This is a genomic window from Diaphorobacter ruginosibacter (assembly GCF_040396215.1).
GTDB classification, from domain to species: Bacteria; Pseudomonadota; Gammaproteobacteria; order Burkholderiales; family Burkholderiaceae_C; genus Diaphorobacter_A; species Diaphorobacter_A ruginosibacter_A.
Map to the genome: position 1 here is coordinate 25609 of NZ_JBEBOW010000003.1, position 18652 is coordinate 44260.

General features: G+C 66.2%; 12 protein-coding genes. 5 read left to right on the forward strand and 7 right to left on the reverse strand.

Features of this window, described 5'->3' with window-relative positions; translation table 11 throughout:
- The first annotated feature begins 41 nt into the window (after window positions 1–41).
- Window positions 42–2684, forward strand: a complete 2643-nt coding sequence (gene mutS, locus ABWP92_RS01035; RefSeq protein ID WP_353233481.1) for a DNA mismatch repair protein MutS — start codon at window positions 42–44, stop codon at window positions 2682–2684.
- 11 nt (window positions 2685–2695) lie between these two features.
- On the opposite strand, the gene ABWP92_RS01040 is transcribed toward mutS, so the two are convergent.
- Entirely contained in the window at window positions 2696–3352 is a 657-nt protein-coding gene (locus tag ABWP92_RS01040; protein ID WP_353233482.1) for an ATP-binding cassette domain-containing protein, read from the reverse strand.
- Between the two features lie 83 nt (window positions 3353–3435).
- Here ABWP92_RS01040 and ABWP92_RS01045 point away from each other — a divergent pair, with 83 nt between their 5' ends.
- A complete protein-coding gene (locus ABWP92_RS01045) occupies window positions 3436–3810 on the forward strand; it encodes a hypothetical protein (RefSeq protein ID WP_353233483.1) in 375 nt (124 codons plus the stop codon).
- A 14-nt stretch (window positions 3811–3824) separates the two neighbouring features.
- Here the strand turns inward: ABWP92_RS01045 and ABWP92_RS01050 are convergent, their stop codons facing one another.
- Genes ABWP92_RS01050 through ABWP92_RS01065 form a run of 4 tightly spaced genes read right to left on the reverse strand, consistent with a single transcriptional unit; the run spans window position 3825 to window position 13223 of the window.
- On the reverse strand, window positions 3825–5294 hold the full coding sequence (locus ABWP92_RS01050) for an efflux transporter outer membrane subunit (RefSeq protein ID WP_353233484.1): 1470 nt from the start codon (window positions 5292–5294) through the stop codon (window positions 3825–3827).
- A 17-nt stretch (window positions 5295–5311) separates the two neighbouring features.
- Window positions 5312–8449 carry an efflux RND transporter permease subunit gene (locus ABWP92_RS01055; protein ID WP_353233521.1) on the reverse strand — a complete coding sequence of 1046 codons (3138 nt, stop codon included), beginning with the start codon at window positions 8447–8449 and terminating at the stop codon, window positions 5312–5314.
- Between the two features lie 50 nt (window positions 8450–8499).
- Window positions 8500–11667, reverse strand: coding sequence for a multidrug efflux RND transporter permease subunit (locus tag ABWP92_RS01060; RefSeq protein ID WP_353233485.1), 3168 nt, complete (start codon window positions 11665–11667; stop codon window positions 8500–8502).
- A gap of 50 nt (window positions 11668–11717) precedes the next feature.
- Complete coding sequence (locus tag ABWP92_RS01065; protein WP_353233486.1) at window positions 11718–13223, reverse strand: MdtA/MuxA family multidrug efflux RND transporter periplasmic adaptor subunit; 1506 nt, start codon at window positions 13221–13223, stop codon at window positions 11718–11720.
- A gap of 204 nt (window positions 13224–13427) precedes the next feature.
- Between ABWP92_RS01065 and ABWP92_RS01070 the strand changes: the two genes are divergently transcribed.
- A complete protein-coding gene (locus tag ABWP92_RS01070) occupies window positions 13428–14255 on the forward strand; it encodes a proteasome-type protease (RefSeq protein ID WP_353233487.1) in 828 nt (275 codons plus the stop codon).
- Window positions 14256–14332: 77 nt separating this feature from the next.
- Window positions 14333–15151: an alpha/beta fold hydrolase gene (locus tag ABWP92_RS01075; protein WP_353233488.1), complete on the forward strand. Its 819-nt coding sequence runs from the start codon at window positions 14333–14335 to the stop codon at window positions 15149–15151.
- Between the two features lie 6 nt (window positions 15152–15157).
- Here the strand turns inward: ABWP92_RS01075 and ABWP92_RS01080 are convergent, their stop codons facing one another.
- A complete protein-coding gene (locus tag ABWP92_RS01080; protein ID WP_353233489.1) occupies window positions 15158–15985 on the reverse strand; it encodes an undecaprenyl-diphosphate phosphatase in 828 nt (275 codons plus the stop codon).
- A gap of 155 nt (window positions 15986–16140) precedes the next feature.
- On the opposite strand from ABWP92_RS01080, the gene ABWP92_RS01085 reads away from it, so the two are divergent.
- Complete coding sequence (locus ABWP92_RS01085) at window positions 16141–17406, forward strand: MFS transporter (RefSeq protein WP_353233490.1); 1266 nt, start codon at window positions 16141–16143, stop codon at window positions 17404–17406.
- Here the strand turns inward: ABWP92_RS01085 and ABWP92_RS01090 are convergent.
- Window positions 17397–18605, reverse strand: a complete 1209-nt coding sequence (locus ABWP92_RS01090; RefSeq protein ID WP_353233491.1) for an FAD-dependent monooxygenase — start codon at window positions 18603–18605, stop codon at window positions 17397–17399. The genes ABWP92_RS01085 and ABWP92_RS01090 overlap by 10 nt on opposite strands.
- Window positions 18606–18652: the final 47 nt, after the last annotated feature.

Consider the following 18652-nt stretch of genomic DNA (forward strand, 5'->3'; position numbering starts at 1 on the left):
CGTCTTTGAGAAAAAAGTACCGGTCAGTGAACGACATTGCAATGAACGAAAAATCAGGACAGAAACCAGAGCTCGCGGAAACTGATTGGAGCGCCCACACGCCCATGATGCAGCAGTATCTCGCGCTCAAGGCCCGGCATCCCGATACGCTGCTGTTCTACCGCATGGGTGATTTCTACGAAGTTTTCTACGGCGACGCGGAAAAGGCCGCGCGGCTTCTGGACATCACGCTCACCCAGCGCGGCCAGTCCGGCGGGCAGCCGGTCACCATGGCCGGCGTGCCGTTTCATGCGCTGGAGAACTACCTCGGCCGCCTGATCAAGATGGGCGAATCGGTGGCGATCGCCGAGCAGGTGGGCGAAGTGGGCGCGGGCAAGGGCCCGGTCGAGCGCAAGGTCGTTCGCGTGGTCACGCCCGGCACGCTCACGGACAGCGAGCTGCTTTCCGACAAGAGCGAATCGCTTCTGCTGTCGCTGCACCAGGGGCCGCGCGCAAAGGCGGGGCTGGCCTGGTTCAGCGTGACGCAGGGGCTGGTGCATCTGGCCGAGTGCTCGCATGACGAGGTTGCCCAATGGATCGCGCGCATCGCACCCAGCGAAGTGATCTACAGCGCGGGCGTGACAGAGCGCTTCGAGCAGCAGCTCATGCAACTGCGACAGTCCGGACTTTTCAGTTGCCCCCTGAGTCTCAGGCCCGACTGGCAGTTCGACGGCGCGCTGGGCGAGCGCAAGCTGCTCGAACACCTGGGCGCCGCGAGCCTCCAGGCCTGGAACGCGCAAGGCCTGACGCAGGCGCACGCCGCCGCCGCCGCCCTGCTCACCTATGCCGAACACACGCAGGGCCGCGCGCTCACGCACGTGCATGGTGTGCGCGTTCAGCGCAACGATCAGTTGATCAACCTGCCCGTCACCACGCGCCGCAATCTCGAGCTCACGAAAACGCTGCGCGGAGAAGACTCGCCCACCCTGTTCTCGCTGCTGGACGCCTGCATGACCGGCATGGGCAGCCGCACGCTCAAGACCTGGCTGCTGGAGCCTGGGCGCGACCGCGCCGACGCGCGCGAGAGACACGCGGCCATCGGCGTTCTGCGCGGACCGGGCTCGGGCGACGGCCCATGGCGGATGCTGCGCGATCAATTGCGTGGCGTGGCCGACGTGGAGCGCATCACGGCGCGCATCGCATTGCGCCAGGTACGCCCGCGCGAGCTCGTCGCGCTGGGCCGCACGCTCGAAAAATCAGCGCTGCTTGCACAGTTTCCCAAGGCGCCCGATGCGCTTCTTGCCAGGGTGTTCGAGCATCTGGCTCCACCCTCGGACTGCACGCAGTTGCTCCGGGCCGCGATCATGGAAGAGCCCGCCGCGCTGGTACGCGATGGCGGTGTGATCGCGCCCGGCTTTGACGCCGAGCTCGATGAGCTGCGCGGCATCCAGAACAATTGCGACAGCTTTCTGCTGGAGCTGGAAACGCAGGAGAAGGAGCGCACCGGCATTCCCAACCTGCGCGTGCAGTTCAACAAGGTGCATGGCTTCTATATCGAAGTCACCTCCAGCTATCTCGAGCGGGTGCCCGACAACTACCGCCGCCGCCAGACGCTCAAGAACGCCGAGCGCTTCATCACGCCGGAGCTCAAGGCGTTCGAAGACAAGGCGCTTTCCGCGCAGGAGCGCGGCCTAGCGCGCGAGAAGTTTCTCTATGAGCAGATTCTCGACCGGCTGCAGGCGCATGTGCCCGCCCTCACGCAATTGGCGCAGGCGCTTGCCACGCTGGACGTGCTGTGCGCGCTGGCCGAGCGCTCGCTCACGCTGAACTGGTGCGCGCCGCAATTCGTGCCGGAGCCCTGCATCGACATCGAAGCCGGCCGCCATCCGGTCGTCGAGGCGCGGCTGGCGGAAACTTCATCCGGCGCATTCATCCCCAACAACACGCGGCTGAACGCCAACACGCGCATGCAGATCATCACCGGCCCCAACATGGGCGGTAAATCGACCTACATGCGGCAGGTGGCGCTGATCGTGCTGCTCGCCAGCATGGGCTCATACGTGCCCGCCGCCGCATGCAGGCTGGGGCCGATCGACGCCATCCACACCCGCATCGGCGCGGCCGACGATCTCGCCAACGCGCAATCGACCTTCATGCTGGAGATGACCGAGGCCGCGCAGATACTGCACAGCGCCACGCCGCACTCACTGGTTCTCATGGACGAGATCGGCCGCGGCACCAGCACCTTCGACGGCCTGGCGCTGGCCAGCGGCATCGCCACCCATCTGCACGACCGCACCAAGGCGTTCTCGCTCTTCGCCACGCACTATTTCGAGCTGACCGAACTCTCAGCGCGCCACCAGCACGCCATGAACGTGCATGTCGGCGCAACCGAGTCGGGAAGCGACATCGTTTTCCTGCACGAGATCCAGCCCGGCCCGGCCAGCCGCAGCTATGGTATCCAGGTGGCCAAGCTGGCCGGAGTGCCCGCCGCGGTCATCAACCATGCGCGCCATGCGCTCGAAACGCTGGAGGCCCGCGCGGGCGAGGACGATCTGCAAGTCGATCTGTTCGCGCCGCCGCCCGAGCCGCCCCATGCAGAGGTCAGCCAGGTGGAACTGGCGCTGGCCGGAATCAACCCCGACGCGCTGAGCCCGCGCGAGGCGCTGGACGCGCTCTATCAGCTCAGGAAACTGCTCGGCTGAGGCGATGGCGCTCAGGCCAACGTGAGCACGCCGTCCCAATCCACGCGCTGCATTTCGTCCCAATGCGCGACGATCATGCAGCGGGAGGCCTCGCCGTCCCGCGCCTGCTGATTTGCCAGCCTGAACTCGTTGAGCGTGTCCTGCACGTACTGGATGGAGGCTTTGTCGAGTGCCGCCAATGGCTCGTCGATCAGGGTAAGCGCCGCGCCGCTGGCCCATGCTGCCGCCATCCACAGCTTGCGCAGCGAACCCGTGGAAAGCGCCAGCAGCGGCTTGTGCAGATGCACCTGCAAATCCAGCCCTTCGGCATGACGTTCAAAATCCTTTGCGGACCACTTCGGGAAGGACCTTGAACGCTGCCGCACCCAGTCGTGGCACGTGGCCTGCAGCGAGCGCTCGTCCGGTACGGACCGAGGATGCCGCCAGAACACATCGGCAGCCGCATCGCATCCATATTTCAATGTGCCGCCGCGTGGCTCGATGTCGCCGGCCAGCGTACACAGCAATGCCGTCTTGCCCACGCCCTCGCCGCCCTGGACCAGGTGCAGGCCGGCGGGCCACGCATGGGCGGGACAGGACAGCAGCGGGCCGCCCGGAAAACCCAATTGCAATTCTTGCGCGATGACCACCGCCGCCGGATCGAATGAAGTTGTGCCTGTAGTGCGCATGGCTGGAGCGAAGCCGAAAGAATCCGGCCCCGCTGTTCGGGTGAAAATGACAGGCTGTCATTTTCCAGCACGAAGCGACCGACGTGGCACAAGTTCTCGACTATCTGATTTTTGATTACAGCGAAGATGAAGACGGCAACGGCGCCTGGGATGCGATGGCAAGCGTGGCCGCCGCGCGCCTGCCCGCGCTCACGTCGGAGATCGAGGCCCTGCTGCAATGGGCCGCGAGCAGGTTCCCCGGCAGGCGCGGCGCGCTGGAGGATGGCGCGGACTGGGACTACGACCTCTGCGCCCAGGACGACCTGGGGCAACCGCTGGCAGCATCCTTCGATCCACACCAGCGGCAGCTTCGGCTGAGCGCCGCCGCCCACGGCAACACGACGGTCACGCTGACCCTGAGCGGCAGCCCGGCGTTCGCACAGGCCCTGCGTGAATCCTTCGAGGTGGACGGCGGCTAATTGACGCCTCGCGCTCAGTCCGCCGATACCGCCTCGTCCCAGTTGCCCGCCACGTTCTTGAGCAGCGTATTCACGGCGGCCAGCCGCTGGTTGCGCAAATCGATCAGATTGCGCTCCGCGCTCAGGACCGTGGTCTGCGCCGACAGCACGTTCAAGTAGGCAACGATGCCCGCCTTGTATTGGTTGCTGGTCACGGTAAGCGCCTTGCGCGCGGCCGCGGCCGCCTCGGTCTGCGCCTTCAGCTCCTCGGTCAGCGAGCCTGCAGCCACCAGGTTGTCCTCCACCTCCTGCAACGCGGTGATCACCGTTTGCCGGTAGTTGGCCGAGGCCAGATCGAGCTGCGCGCGCGCTGATTCAACCGCCGCCGAGCGCGCTCCGCCGTCGAACAGCGTCAGCGCGAGCGACGGGCCCAGCGACCAGAACAGGTTGGGCAGGCTCAGCAAGTCCGAGAGCGTGGAATTGCGATAGCCTGCCGTGGCCGACAGCGTGAGCGACGGGAAATACGCCGCCCGCGCCACGCCCACCTGCGCATTCGCGGCAGCCGCGCTGCGCTGGGCGGAGGCGATGTCGGGGCGCTGCTCCAGCAACTGCGACGGCAGCATGGCAGGCACCCTCGGCGGCGTGGGCAGCACGCCGGTATCTGCAAGGCTGAAGTCCGCCGGCGCCTTGCCGAGCAGCGCGGCCAGCGCATGCTCCAGTTGCGCGCGCGTGGATTGCGACTCTATCCATTGCGCCTGGGTGCTCTTGTATTGCGATTCCGCCTGGGCCACGTCGGCGGAAGACACCACGCCGGAGCGGTATCGGTTGATGGTGAGCTGCCAGCTTTGCTCATAGGCGGCCAGGGTCTCTTTGAGCAGGCGCTGCTGGGCCTCGGCCGCGCGCAGCGAGAAATAGGTCTGGGCCACGGAGGCCTCCAGCGACAGCCGCGCCGCCGCCAGATCGAAGCGGCTGGCCTCGGCACTGGCTTCGCTGGCGCTGACCGCGCCCGAGACACGCCCCCACAGGTCCAATTCCCAGCTCGCATTCAGGCCCAGCGAATAGGTGTTGTTGATGCTGCCGCCGCGCGCCACGTTCTCGCCCGATGAGTTGGAGTACGTGCCGCCGCCCGTACGCGCGCGCGAGCCGCTTCCCGTCGCGCCAAGCGTGGGAAACATCGACGCGCGGCTGCTGTCCACGGCAGCCTGGGCCGATCGCACGCGCGCCGCCGCCTGCGCGAGGGTCGGGCTGCCCGACTGCGCCTGTGCCTGCAACTGGTTCAAGGTGGCGTCGTCGTAGAGTTCCCACCAGCGCCGCGGCACCGGGGCGGCGGCACCAGCGAGGCCCGTGCGCGCCGGCACCCACAGGCCGGCATCGGCGCTCAGGTTCGCCGCTTCCTTGAAGTGCTCGGGAACCTCCAGCGCGGGGCGCTGCAAAGGCTCCTGCGTGGAGCACCCCGCCAGCAGCAGCGCCGCCGCCAGCAGCCCCGGGACAAACGGTCTTTTCATGAAATTCTTTCCGGTTTTCACGTTCTTCCTTCCCCCGCCCGGGCCAGCGGCCGCGGGACCGCAGGGTCCGCGCGGCGCAGCCATCCCGGGCGCCGGCTCCAGCCGCCCACCACACGGTTGCGCAGGCGCTCGAGCAGCACATAGACCACTGGCGTGGTGTAGAGCGTGAGAAGCTGGCTCACGATCAGTCCGCCCACGATGGCGATACCAAGCGGCTGGCGCAGCTCTGCCCCGTCACCGCGCCCGAGCGCCAGCGGCAGCGCTCCGAAAATCGCGGCCAGGCTGGTCATGAGAATGGGGCGAAGGCGCAAATCGCAGGCGCGGTAGATCGCCTGCACCGGCGTGACGTGGCCGCCCTTTTCGCGCGCAAGGGCAAAGTCGATCATCATGATGGCGTTCTTCTTCACCAGCCCGATCAGCAGGATCACGCCGATGAAGGCGATCAGCGAAAACTCCGTCCTGAACAGCATGAGCGCCAGCAGCGCGCCAACGCCCGCGGAGGGCAATGTCGAGAGAATCGTGATCGGATGCACCAGGTTCTCGTAGAGAATGCCCAGCACCAGATAGATCGTGATGATGGCGGCCAGGATCAGCAGCGGCTGGCCTGCCAGCGCCTGCTGGAATGCGCCCGCCGTACCGCTGAAGCTGCCGCGCACCGACACCGGCACGCCCAGATCGGCCACCGCCTTGCGGATGGCGTCATTGGCCTGCGACAGCGAAACACCCGGAGCGAGGCTGTAGCTCACCGTGCTCGCCGGCGTTCCGCCCTGATGGCTGACCGCCAGCGGCGTGTTCGTGGTGGTGATCCTGGCGAACGCCGTGAGCGGGACCTGTTCGCCGGACTGGTTGACGAAGAAGAACCCGCGCAAGGTCTCCGGACTCTGCAAAAAGCGCGGCGCGGCCTCCATGACCACACGGTACTGGTTCAGCGGGTTGTAGATCACGCCGACCTGCCTCTGTCCGAACGCGTCATTGAGCGTGGAATCGACCTGCGCCATGGTCAGCCCCAGGCGCGCGATGGCGTCCCGGTCGATGACCAGCGAAGTCTGCAGTCCATAGTCCTGCACGTCGCTGTTCACGTCCTCCAGCTCCGGCAAGGCCGAGAGCACCTGCCGGATGCGCGGCTCCCAGGTGCGCAGGTCCTGGATATCGTCGGCCTGGAGCGTGTATTCATAGGACGCCATGCTCTGCCTGCCGCCGATGCGTACGTCTGTCTGCTTCATCATGAAAAGGCGCGCGCCCGGCTCGTCCTTGAGCTTCTCGCGCAGCCGGTTGATGACCTCATCCGACGAGACCTTGCGCTCGGCCAGCGGCTTGAGCGACATGAACATGTTTGCCGAATTGCGCTGGCCACCGCCGGTGAAGCCTGTCACATATTCCACCGCCGGGTCTTGCTGGACGATGGCCAGAAAGCGCCTGATTCGCCGCTCCATCGCCTGGAACGAGCTGGCCTGGTCCGCCCGGATGAAGCCCATCACGCGGCCGGTATCCTGGTCGGGAATGAAGCCTTTTTCGATCACACGGTAAAGCTGCACGTTCAGCGCAATCACGCCCAACAGGATCAAGAGCACCAGCGGCTGATGGCGCAGGCACCATGCGAGCGATTGGCGATAGACGACCATGGAGCGGTCTTCCGCCCTGCCGATGGCTGCCGAAAAACGGTCCCACGCCAGCCCCAGGCGGCCGCGCGCCTTCCTGCGCTTTCGCTCCAGCTCCTTCGGCGTGCGCAGCAGCGCCGCGCACATCATCGGAGTGGTGGTCAGCGACACCAGCATGGACACCAGGATGGCCGAGGACATCACCACGGCGAATTCGCGGAAGAAACGCCCGACGATGCCGCCCATGAACATGATGGGCACGAAGACCGCGATCAGGGACAGGCTCATCGACACCACGGTAAAGCCGATCTCGCGCGCGCCATCGAGCGCGGCGCGAAGAGCCGATTTGCCCTTCTCCATGTGGCGCATCACGTTCTCCAGCACCACGATGGCGTCGTCCACGACGAAGCCCGTGGCCACGGTCAACGCCATGAGCGAGAGATTGTCGAGCGTGTAGCCGCACAGGTACATCACCCCGAAAGTGCCCATGAGCGACACCGGCACGGCCACCGCCGGGATCAGCGTGGCGCGCAGATTGCGCAGGAACAGGAACACCACCAGGATCACCAGCCCTATCGAGATGACGAGCGCCCGTTCGACCTCCACCACCGATGCGCGCAGCGTGGGGGTCCGGTCGGAGACGATGGTGATGTCGATGGCTGCGGGGATCGACGCCTCGAGCTGCGGGAGCAGCGCGCGAACCCGGTTCACCGCCTCGAGGATATTGGACTCGGGCTGCTTGAATACCTGCAGCAGGATCGCGGGCTTGCCGTTCATGACGCCATAGTTGCGAACGTCCTGCACGGAATCCGACACCTCGGCCACGTCCTTGAGCCGGATGGCGTTGCCGTTGGACCAGGTCAGCACGAGCGGCGCATAGTCCGCGGCCACGCGCGCCTGGTCGTTGGCCGCTACCTGCCAGTAGTGATCTTCCCTCTCGACAGCCCCGAGCGGCCGATTCGCATTCGTCGCGGATATCGCGTTGCGCACCTGCTCCAACGACACGCCATTGGATGCGAGCCGCACCGGATCGAGCTCCACGCGCACGGCGGGAAGCGCTCCCCCTTGCACCGACGCCTGCCCCACGCCCTCGACCTGCGAGAGCTTCTGCGCCAGCACCGTCGAGGCCGCGTCATACATCTGTCCGCGCGTGAGCGAATCGGACGTGAGCGCCAGCATCAGGATGGGCGCATCGGCCGGATTGATCTTGCGATACGTCGGGTTGCTGGGCATGCCCGACGGCAGCATGGTGCGCGCCGCGTTGATCGCCGCCTGCACGTCGCGCGCCGCGCTGTCCACCGTACGGCTCAGATCGAACTGCAGCGTGATGCGCGTGCTGCCCAGGCTCGAACTCGATGTCATCTCGTTGACGCCGGCAATGGCGCCCAGCGACCTCTCCAGCGGCGTGGCCACGGTCGCCGCCATGGTGTCGGGCGCGGCGCCGGGCAGGCTGGCCGTCACCGAGATCGTCGGGAAATCCACCTGCGGCAGCGGCGCTATCGGCAGCAGGAAGTAGGAAATCCCGCCCGCCAGCGCCAGCCCGATCGTCAGCAACATCGTGGCGACCGGCCTGAAGATGAATGGAGCGGACAGGCTGGACCAGCTTTTCACGGAGCTTCTCCCAGCCTGCGCTCCTGCTCATCCAGCTCCGATGGAGGAAGATTCACCGGAGGCAGGCCGCGCTTGACGCGCCACTTCTCCACCCAGCCCTCGAACGTCAGATAGATCACCGGCGTCGTGAACAATGTCAGCAGCTGGCTGACCAGCAGGCCGCCCACCAGGGTCACGCCCAGCGGATGGCGCAGCTCGCTGCCGACACCCGTTCCCACCATCAGCGGAACGGCCCCCAGCAGGGCGGCCAGCGTTGTCATCAGGATCGGGCGAAAGCGCAGCATGCAGGCCTGGAAGATGGCATCGTGCGCGTTGCGCCCTTCCTCGCGCTGCGCCTCCAGCGCGAAGTCGATCATCATGATGGCGTTTTTCTTCACGATGCCGATCAGCAGCACGATGCCGATGATGGCGATGATGTCCAGATCCAGCCCGAACAGCAGCAGCGCCAGCAGCGCGCCCACCGCCGCGGACGGAAGCGTGGAGAGGATCGTCACCGGATGGATGGTGCTTTCATAGAGCACGCCCAGCACGATGTACATGGTGACCACCGCCGCCAGCACCAGCAGCAGGGTATTGGACAGCGAGGCCTGGAATGCCAGCGCCGCGCCCTGGAAGTTCGCATCCACCGACAGCGGCAGCCGTCCCTCCTCGCGCATGGTCTTCATCACGTCCTGCACGGCCTGCACCGCATGGCCGAGCGATACGCCCGGCGCCGTGTTGAACGAGATCGTCGCCGCGGGCAACTGGCCCACGTGGTTCACCGACAGCGCCATGCTGCGCTCTTCGATCGTTGCGATCGAGGTGAGCGGAACCGGCGGGCCGCTGGTGGATGCCACGAAAATCGACTGCAGCGCCTCGGGCCCGACCTTGAACTGCGGCGTGACTTCCAGAACCACCCGGTACTGGTTGGACTGTGTGAAGATCGTGGAGATCAGCCGTTGGCCGAATGCGTTGTAGAGCGCGGTATCGACCGCCGACACCGTCACGCCCAGGCGGCTTGCCTGGGCGCGGTCGATCTTCACGAACGCCTGCTTGCCCTGGCTTTGCAGATCGCTGCCCACGTCCAGCAGTTCGGCCAATCCCTGCATGCGCTGCGTCAGCGCATTGGCGCTGGACTCCAGCACCGCCATGTCCGGCGAGGACAGCAAGAGCTGGTACTGCGTGCGGGCCTGCCGGTCCTCGATGGTGAGATCCTGCACCGGCTGCGCGAACAGGCGGATGCCGGGCACCTTGCCCGCATCGTCCGAGAGCCTGCGCACCACGGTTGCCACGTCATCGCGCTGGGCATGGGGCTTCAGATCGATCAGCATGCGGCCCGCGTTGAGCGTGGTGTTCGTTCCATCCACGCCGATGAAGGACGAGATCGACTGCACCGCCGGATCCTTGAGCAACTGTTCGACCAGCGCCTGCTGGCGCTGCGACATGGAGGCAAACGAGATCGACTGATCGGCCTCGGTCGTGGCCTGGATGGTGCCGGTGTCCTGCTCGGGAAAGAAGCCCTTGGGCACGGCGAAGTACAGCAGCGCGGTGACCAGCAGCGTCGCCAGGAAAACGATCCAGGTGAGGCCGCGATGGTCCAGGACCCAGCCGAGAATGCGGCCGTATTTCTCGATGGTCGCGTCGAAGAACCGCCCTGTCGCGCGATACAGTCGGCCGTGGCTCTCCTGCGGCGTATGCCTGAGCATGCGCGCGCACAGCATGGGCGTGAGCGTGAGCGATACGAGCGCCGAAATCGAAATGGCCACGACCATGGTGATGGCGAACTCATGGAACAGACGGCCCACGACGTCGCCCATGAACAGCAGCGGAATCAGCACCGCGATCAGCGAGATGGTCAACGAGATGATGGTGAAGCCGATCTGCTTGGCTCCCTTGAGCGCCGCCTGCATGGGCGGATCGCCGCGCTCCACGTAGCGCGCGATGTTCTCGATCATGACGATGGCGTCGTCCACCACGAACCCTGTGGAAATGGTGAGCGCCATCAGCGTCAGGTTGTTGATCGAGAAGCCCGCGAGATACATGAGTCCGAAGGTTCCAATGAGCGACAGCGGCACCGCGAAGCTGGGAATCAGCGTGGCCGTCGCGCTGCGCAGGAACACGAAGATCACGGCCACGACCAGGCCGATGGCCAGCAGCAGCTCGAGCTGCATGTCCTCCACCGAGGCGCGGATGGTCACCGTGCGGTCCGTCAGTATCTGCACGTCGACCGAGGCGGGCAGCGTTTCCTTCAGTTGCGGCAGCAGCGCCTTGATCGCATCCACGGTCTGGATGACGTTCGCTCCCGGCTGGCGGCGGATGTTGAGAATCACACCGGCCCGCGCCCCCTGTTCGGGGTTGCCCGCCCAGGCCGCGAGCCGCGTGTTCTCGGCATCGTCCACCGTGGTTGCGACGTCGGAGAGCCGGATCGGGTTGCCGTCCTTGAAGGCGATGATGAGATTGCGATACTCCGCCGCCGACTGCAGCTGGTCGTTCGCGTCGATGGTGGAGGCGCGCGATGGGCCGTCGAAGCCGCCCTTGGCTCCCTTCACATTGGCTGCCGAAATAGCCGTGCGCACATCGTCGAGCGTCATGCCGTAGCTCGCGAGCGCGGTGGGATTGGCCTGGATGCGCACGGCGGGCCGCCTGCCGCCCGCGATGCTGACCAGGCCTACGCCCTTCACCTGTGACAGCTTGGGCGCCAGCCGGTTCTCGACCAGATCGTTCACACGGATCACGGGCAGCGACGGCGACGTGATGGCCAGCGTGAGGATGGGCGCGTCCGCTGGATTGACCTTGCTGTACAGCGGCGGCATCGGCAGGTCGCTGGGCAGCAGGTTGGAGCCCGCGTTGATCGCCGCCTGCACCTGCTGCTCGGCGACATCCATGGACATATCGAGCGAGAAGCGCAGGCTGATGACGGAGGCGCCGCCCGAGCTCACCGAGGACATCTGGTCGAGCCCTGGCATCTGCCCGAACTGCCGCTCCAGCGGCGCCGTGACGTTGGAGGTCATCACATCCGGGCTCGCGCCGGGGTACAGCGTGGTGACCTCGATGGTGGGATAGTCCACCTGCGGCAGCGATGAAATCGGCAGCAGCCGGTAGGCCAGGATGCCCGAGATGAGCACCGCCACCATGAGCAGCGTGGTGGCGATGGGCCGCAGGATGAAGAGACGCGAAAGATTCATGTTGGCTGCCGGTTATGGTGCTGCGCTGGTTGCCCTGGGCAACACCTGCTTCAGCGGCTGGCCGCCGGCCCGGCAGCGGCGGATGCGGCAGAAGCAGCTGGAGCGGACGCGCCCTCGCGCGCTGCCTGCGCCTGCGAATGCCCGTGCGGTCCCGACGCCGCGCCAGCGGGCGCGTCACCCCGCGCGGCGCGTTCCTCGCGCATTTTCTGGAAGAACGCGGCACGCTCTTCGGGCGACATCCCGGCCACCCGCGCGCGGATCTCGGGCGGCAGATTGCGCGGCATGCGCGGCGCCCCGGCGGCGTTCTGCACGGCCTGATCCACCTTGGTGACCTTGTCGGACTCGATGATGGAAACCTGGGCGCCTTCGCGCAGGCGATCGATGCCGTCCGTGACCACCCGGTCGCCCGGCTGCAGATCACCCTGCACGCTCACGCGATCGCCGTCGGCCGCGCCGATCGTCAGCTTGCGCTGCGTGACCGTGTTGTCCGGCTTGACGAGATATACGAAATTGTTCTGCACGGCGGTGACGGGAACCGTGAGCACGTCGCGCAGCAGGTCGGTCTGCAGCTTCACGTTCACGAACTGATTGGCGAACAGCCGGCTGTCGGCATTGTCGAAGGATGCCTTGGCCCTGACGGTGCCGGTCGTCGTGTCGATGGCGTTGTCAAGCGCGTTCAGCCGCCCCCTGGCGAGAAGCTGCTTCTGGTCCCGGTCCCACAGCTCGACCGGCAGCTCCTGCCTTTCGGCCATGCGCCTGGAGAGCACTCCCACGTGCACTTCCGGCAGCGAGAACAGCGCGTCTATGGGCTTGATCTGCGAGATGGTGACGATGCCGTTGGTGTCGGACGGATTCACCACGTTGCCCAGATCCGCCTGGCGCAGGCCGAGGCGCCCGGAGATCGGCGCCGTCACCCGCGTGTAGCTGAGCTGGAGCTCGGCGGCCTCCACCTGAGCCTTGTCGGAGGCCACGGTGCCCTCGTACTGGCGGACCAGCGCCGCCTGCGTGTCCACCTGCTGGCCGGCGATCGAGTCCTGCGCCTGCAGTTCCTTGTAGCGCTGCAGGTCCAGTTGCGCATTCTTCAAAAGAGCCTGGTCGCGCTGGTAAGTACCCTTGGCCTGATTCAGGGCCGCCTGAAAGCTGCGCGGATCGATCTGGGCCAGCAGTTGACCGGCCTTCACCTCGTCGCCCTCCTTGAAATTCAGCCGGATCAGCTCGCCAGAGACCTTGGCCCGCACCACGGCGGTGGCGCGCGCGTTCATCGTGCCGATGGCGCTGACCAGCACCCTCACGTCGCCACGCTGCACTTCCCCGGCCGATACGGGCTGCGCCTGAGCGCCAGCCCCCGTGCCACCGGGGCCGCCGCGCTGGCCGCCCCGGCCCGCCTGTTGCTGCTGCGCAGGCGAAGAGACGGGCTTTTTCTGATACCACCACCAGGCGCCGCCCGCCACCAGCGCCACTGCGGCCACGCCGGCGATCAGGCCGGTTCGCGCGCGGCCCCGGTGTGCAAAGGCGAAGGACACTGGACGGCTGGCAGATGGGGCGCGAAAGAGCATAGGTGTCTCGAATGAGGTCGGTTCCCGGGCGATGATAGCCACGGCCTGTAAACGATTGGTGAACGCCGCGCCAATAAACTTGTCCGGCCCGGCGTGGCGGCAATACGCGGACTTCCAGCATATATACACTGAATCACCACAAGCCCCGCCCGCTCAAGCCGACTACACTTGCCCCCTTTCGACTTTTAAATTTCTTCGAACCCTATGACGTACTGCGTCGCCATCAAGCTCAATGCCGGGCTGGTGTTCCTCTCCGACTCCCGGACCAATGCCGGACTGGATCAAATCAGCTCGTTCCGCAAGATGATGGTCTATGAAAAGACGGGCGACCGGTTCATGGTATTGCTCTCCGCGGGCAACCTGAGCATTTCGCAGTCCGTGCGCGAAATCCTGCAGGTCACGAAACTCAGTTGCGCCGACCATGAGGAGCCGATCACCATCTGGAACGCCACCAGCATGTTCGACGTGGCCCGCGTCCTCGGCGCGGCCGTGCGCCGGATCTACGAGCGCGATGGCGAAGCGCTGCAGCGCTCGGGCGTGGACTTCAACGTCTCGCTCATCCTGGGCGGGCAGATCCGGGGCGAAGGCATGCGCCTGTTCCAGGTGTATTCGGCGGGCAACTTCATCGAAGCGACCGCGGAGACGCCCTATTTCCAGGTCGGCGAATCCAAGTACGGCAAACCGGTGCTCGACCGCGTGATCACCATGGCCACGCCGCTCAATGAGGCCGCCAAGTGCGCCCTGGTGTCGATGGACAGCACGCTGAAATCCAATCTGTCGGTCGGATTGCCGCTGGACCTCGTCATCTACGAAGAAGGCCAGTTCTCCTCGGAGAAAATCGTCTGCATCGACGAGAACAACCCCTATTTCCGCATGGTTCACGAGACCTGGGGCGAGCGCCTGCGCGAAGTGTTCGACAGCATCGAGGATCCCGCGTGGAACGGCGGCGCGACCGATGCGCCGATCCGCGTCGAGCCGCAGCGCAGCCGGCATCTCAAGAAAATCACGGATCCACGCGAAAAACTCATCTGATCACCAACCGGGCCGTACGGCGAGCCGGACCGGCCAAGCAAGGCCGCCCGCCGCTTGCGGCCAAGGGGCAATACGGCATGCCTTCCATCGTCTTCTCCCACGGCAACAGTTTTCCAGGCAGCACCTACAAGGTGTTGCTCGACGACCTGCGCGGGCGCGGCTACGGCGTCAGCGCGGTCGAGCGCTTCGGCCATGACGAGCGCTACCGCGTCACGAACAACTGGCCGCTGCTGGTGCGGCAACTGGCCGACTTCGCCGGCGAGCAGGCGGCCCGGGATGGCGCGAAGGTCTATCTCGTAGGCCATTCGCTGGGCGGAATACTGAGCCTGATGGCCGCGGCGCGCCACCCGGACATCGCCAGCGGCGTGCTGCTGCTGGACTCGCCCATCATCAGCGGCTGGCGCGCGAGCGCCCTGGACGTGGTCAAGCGCACGCAGGTCGTGGGTTCGCTCTCGCCCGGAAGAATCAGCCGCGCCAGGCGAAACACCTGGAACAGCACGCAGGAGGCGTTCGAGCATTTCCGCGGCAAGAAGGCGTTTGCGCGCTGGGACGCACGCGTGCTGCGCGACTACGTGGAGCACGGCCTCGCCGATCACCATGGCAAGCGCGTGCTGGCATTCGACCGCGATGTGGAAACCGCCATCTACAACACGCTGCCGCACAACCTCGCGCCCATGCTCAGAAGGCATCCGCTGCAATGCCCCGCAGCCTTCATCGGCGGGCTGGAGTCGGTGGAAATGCGGCAGGTCGGCATGTCGCTCACGCAACGCGTGACGCAGGGCCGGATCACGATGATCGACGGCACCCATCTCTTTCCGATGGAGCAGCCGCACACCACGGCGGCCGCGATCGAGGCGGCGCTGCGCAATCTGGCGGCGATCGGCGCGCGGGCCTGACGGCTATCAGCCCTCCGACCAGCTCACCAGCCCGCTCCATGCGGTGAGCAGCACGACAATGCCGAACACGATCCGATAGTACGCAAACGGCACGAAGCTGTTGCGGCTGATATAGCGCAGCAGCCAGCGTACGCACAGCCAGGCGCTGATGAACGAGAAAACCAGCCCCACGGCAAACAGAGGGATATCCGCGGCGCTCAGCAGAGCGCGCTCCTTGTAGAGGCTGTAGACACCCGCGCCGATCAGCGTGGGAATGGCCAGGAAGAACGAGAAATCGGTCGCCGCCTTGCGCGACAGACCCAACAGCATGCCGCCGATGATGGTGGAGCCGCTGCGGCTGGTGCCGGGGATCATGGCCAGGCACTGCACCAGCCCCACCTTGAACGCATCCAGCGCGGTCATGTCGTCGACAGAGTGCACGCGCGTCGCCACGGCCGTCCGCTTTTCCGCCCAGAGAATGATGAAGCCGCCCAGAATGAAGGTGGTGGCCACGACGATGGGCGTGAACAGGTGAGCCTTGATGAATTTACCGAAAATCAGCGCGAGGACCACGGCCGGCAGGAATCCGATGAGCACGTTGAGCGCGAACTTCTGCGCCCTGCGCTGCGTGGGCAGCTCGATGATGGTGGATCGGATGCGCTCCCAGTACACAAGGATCACAGCGAAGATCGCGCCGGTCTGGATGGCAATGTCGAAGACCTTGGCCTTCTCGTCATCGAAGCCGAGCAGGGCTCCGGCCAGGATCAGGTGCCCCGTCGAGGAGATGGGAAGAAATTCGGTGAGCCCCTCGACCACGCCCATGATGGCGGCCTTGAGCAGTAAAAGCAGATCCACGTTGATGTCCAGACTTCAGGCGAAAGCGCAGATTATGTGCTCTCCACAGAGCAGAAAGTTCCCCGAAGCTGCGGATTGCCCTCATGCGGCCACGGCATATTTGCCGCACACTCATGCGATGGCCGCCACGCGGCGGACCGTATCGAACACTGCCCATGCCTTCCGAGAACCCCTCACCACCGGCAGCGCCTGCCGCGCCATCGCATGCCCCCACGGCCTGGGCCATGCTGCTCGCCCTGACGGCGGGTTTCGCCCTGAGCAACGCCTACCGCACGGTCGCCGCGATCCTCGCCGCGCCGCTCTCGCACGAGCTGGGGCTTTCACCGCAGGCACTGGGAATCTTCGCCGCGAGCTTTCACTTCATGTTTGGAGCCATGCAGTTGTTCATGGGCATCGCCATCGATCTTTGGGGCGTGCGGCGCACGGTGCTGCTGGCTTCGCCGCTGGCGATCGCCGGAGCCGTCACCTCCGCGCTGGCTCCCGGCTATGGCGTTCTGCTGATCGGGCAGGCGCTGATCGGCGTGGGCTGCGCGCCCGCGTTCCTCGCATGCACGGTCTTCATTTCGCGCCACTTTCCCGCCTCGCGTTTCGCGGCCGTATCGGGCATGGCCATGGCCATCGGCACGCTCGGCATGCTGTTCACCGGCACGCCGCTGGCGTGGCTGGTGCAGGCATCATCCTGGCGGGCCGGCTTCGGCGTTCTCGCCTGCATGTCGGTCCTCGCGTGGATCTGGATCTGGCGCGTGGTGCATGAGCCCGCGTGGGAGGACAGCGCTGGCGCACGCAAGGAAACCGTGGGCGAGGCCATCGCGCGCTTTGGCTCGCTTTTCATGCTCCCGCATACCTGGGGCATCGTCGCGCTGGGCTTCATCAGCTATGCGGCGTTCATCAGCCTGCGCGGGCTATGGCTGGGGCCGCTGCTCATCAGCCGCTATGACTTCTCGCTGGTGCAAAGCGGCAACGTAGCCCTGCTGCTCTCGCTGGTGGCGCTTTGCGGCCCGATGGTGTTCGGGCGCATCGACCCGGGGCCACGGCACCGGCGCCGCTGGCTGGTCGCCTGCACGCTGGTCTTCGCCGCGCTGTTCGTATTCATCGGCCTGGCACACAACGCCATGGCCAACATGGCCGCCGCGCTCGCCATCGGCTTCCTGTCGGGTTATCTGATCCTGCAATACGCCGATGTGCGAAGCGCCTATCCCGCGGCGCTCACCGGTCGTGCGATGGCGGCTTTCACGATGGCGATGTTTCTCGGAGTCGCCGCCATGCAATGGTTCACGGGCGCGGTCGCGTCACTGGCCCAGTCGCATGCCGTCGAGCCTTTTGGTCCGGTGATGTACAGCATCGCCGCCCTGCTCGCGCTCGCGGCCGTCGCATTCGTATGGTTGCCGGCACCGCCCAAGGCGGCCGCGCTTCAGAGCTGACTGGCGTTCGATCCATCGCCGCGATACAGCCACGGCACGTCCAGCAGCCGCTCGCCCAGCAGCCGCAGCGACAGGTCGCGCCCCCATCGCACCAGGCCCGTGGCATGAAAGATACTGCCGTTGCGGCGTGAGCGCTCCTGCACCCGGGCGTTGCGCTGCCAGCGGTTGAGCGCGTAGCGGCGCAGGCGCAGGTCGACATCCAGGTCGTGCATGGACAGCGCGCGCTGCAGCTCGGCGGCATCCTCGATCGCCATGCCCGCGCCCTGCGCGAGATAGGGCCGCATCGGATGCGCCGCATCGCCCAGCAGCGCCACCAGCCCCCGCGCCATCTCGCCCGGCCCGCTGACGGGCGGACGATCCGACAGCGGCCACAGCCGCCAGCCGCCGTCCCGCTGCGCCACCGAACGAACCAGGTCCTGAAGCGCGGAGCAGGTATGCGCCAGCGCCGCTTCGAGGTCCGCAGCATTGGCGCGGTGATCCCAGCTCTCCAGGTCGGCGGGCGGCTCGCCGTGGCGGATCGCCACCACGTTCATCAGTTCGCCACGGCGCAGCGGGTACTGCACCACATGCAGCTTCGGGCCGAGCCAGGCCGTGACGTGCTGCGTGCGCAGTTTTTCGGGCAAGTCCTTTTGCGTGAGCACCGCGCGGTACGCCAGATGCCCCGAGGTGCGCGTGGCGGCGTCACCCAGCAGGCGCGCGCGCGTGCCGCTGCGCAGCCCATCCGCGCCCAGCAGCGCATCGCCCTCCACCAGCGCGCCGCCTTTCAGGCGGATCGTGACCACGCCTTCACTTTCCTGGTGGTGCTCCACCGGCGCATTCAGGTTCAGATGCACGAGCGGCAGATCACGCGCCGCATTCAACAGCAGCGCATGCAGGTCGGCGCGATGAATGGTCACATATGCCGCGCCGTAGCGGGCAATCGCAGAGGCGCCCAGGGAAAGCCTCGCCAGTTCTTCACCGGACAGCGCGCTGCGCACCTGCAGCATGCCGGGGAACGCCGCCACCTCCTGAAGCTCCCGGTGCAGCCCCCACGCCTGCAGCCGCCGCACGACGTTCGGCCCCAGTTGCACGCCAGCGCCCACCTCCGAAAATTCCACCGCACGCTCGAAAAGACGGACTTCCCAGCCGGCCCGCTCCGCCGCGAGCGCCCCGGCCAGGCCTCCGATGCCGCCCCCAGCAATCAAAATCTGTTTTTGCATCACCTGATTGTGATGCTGCGGGACGATGAAAGACAAATCCATGGGAA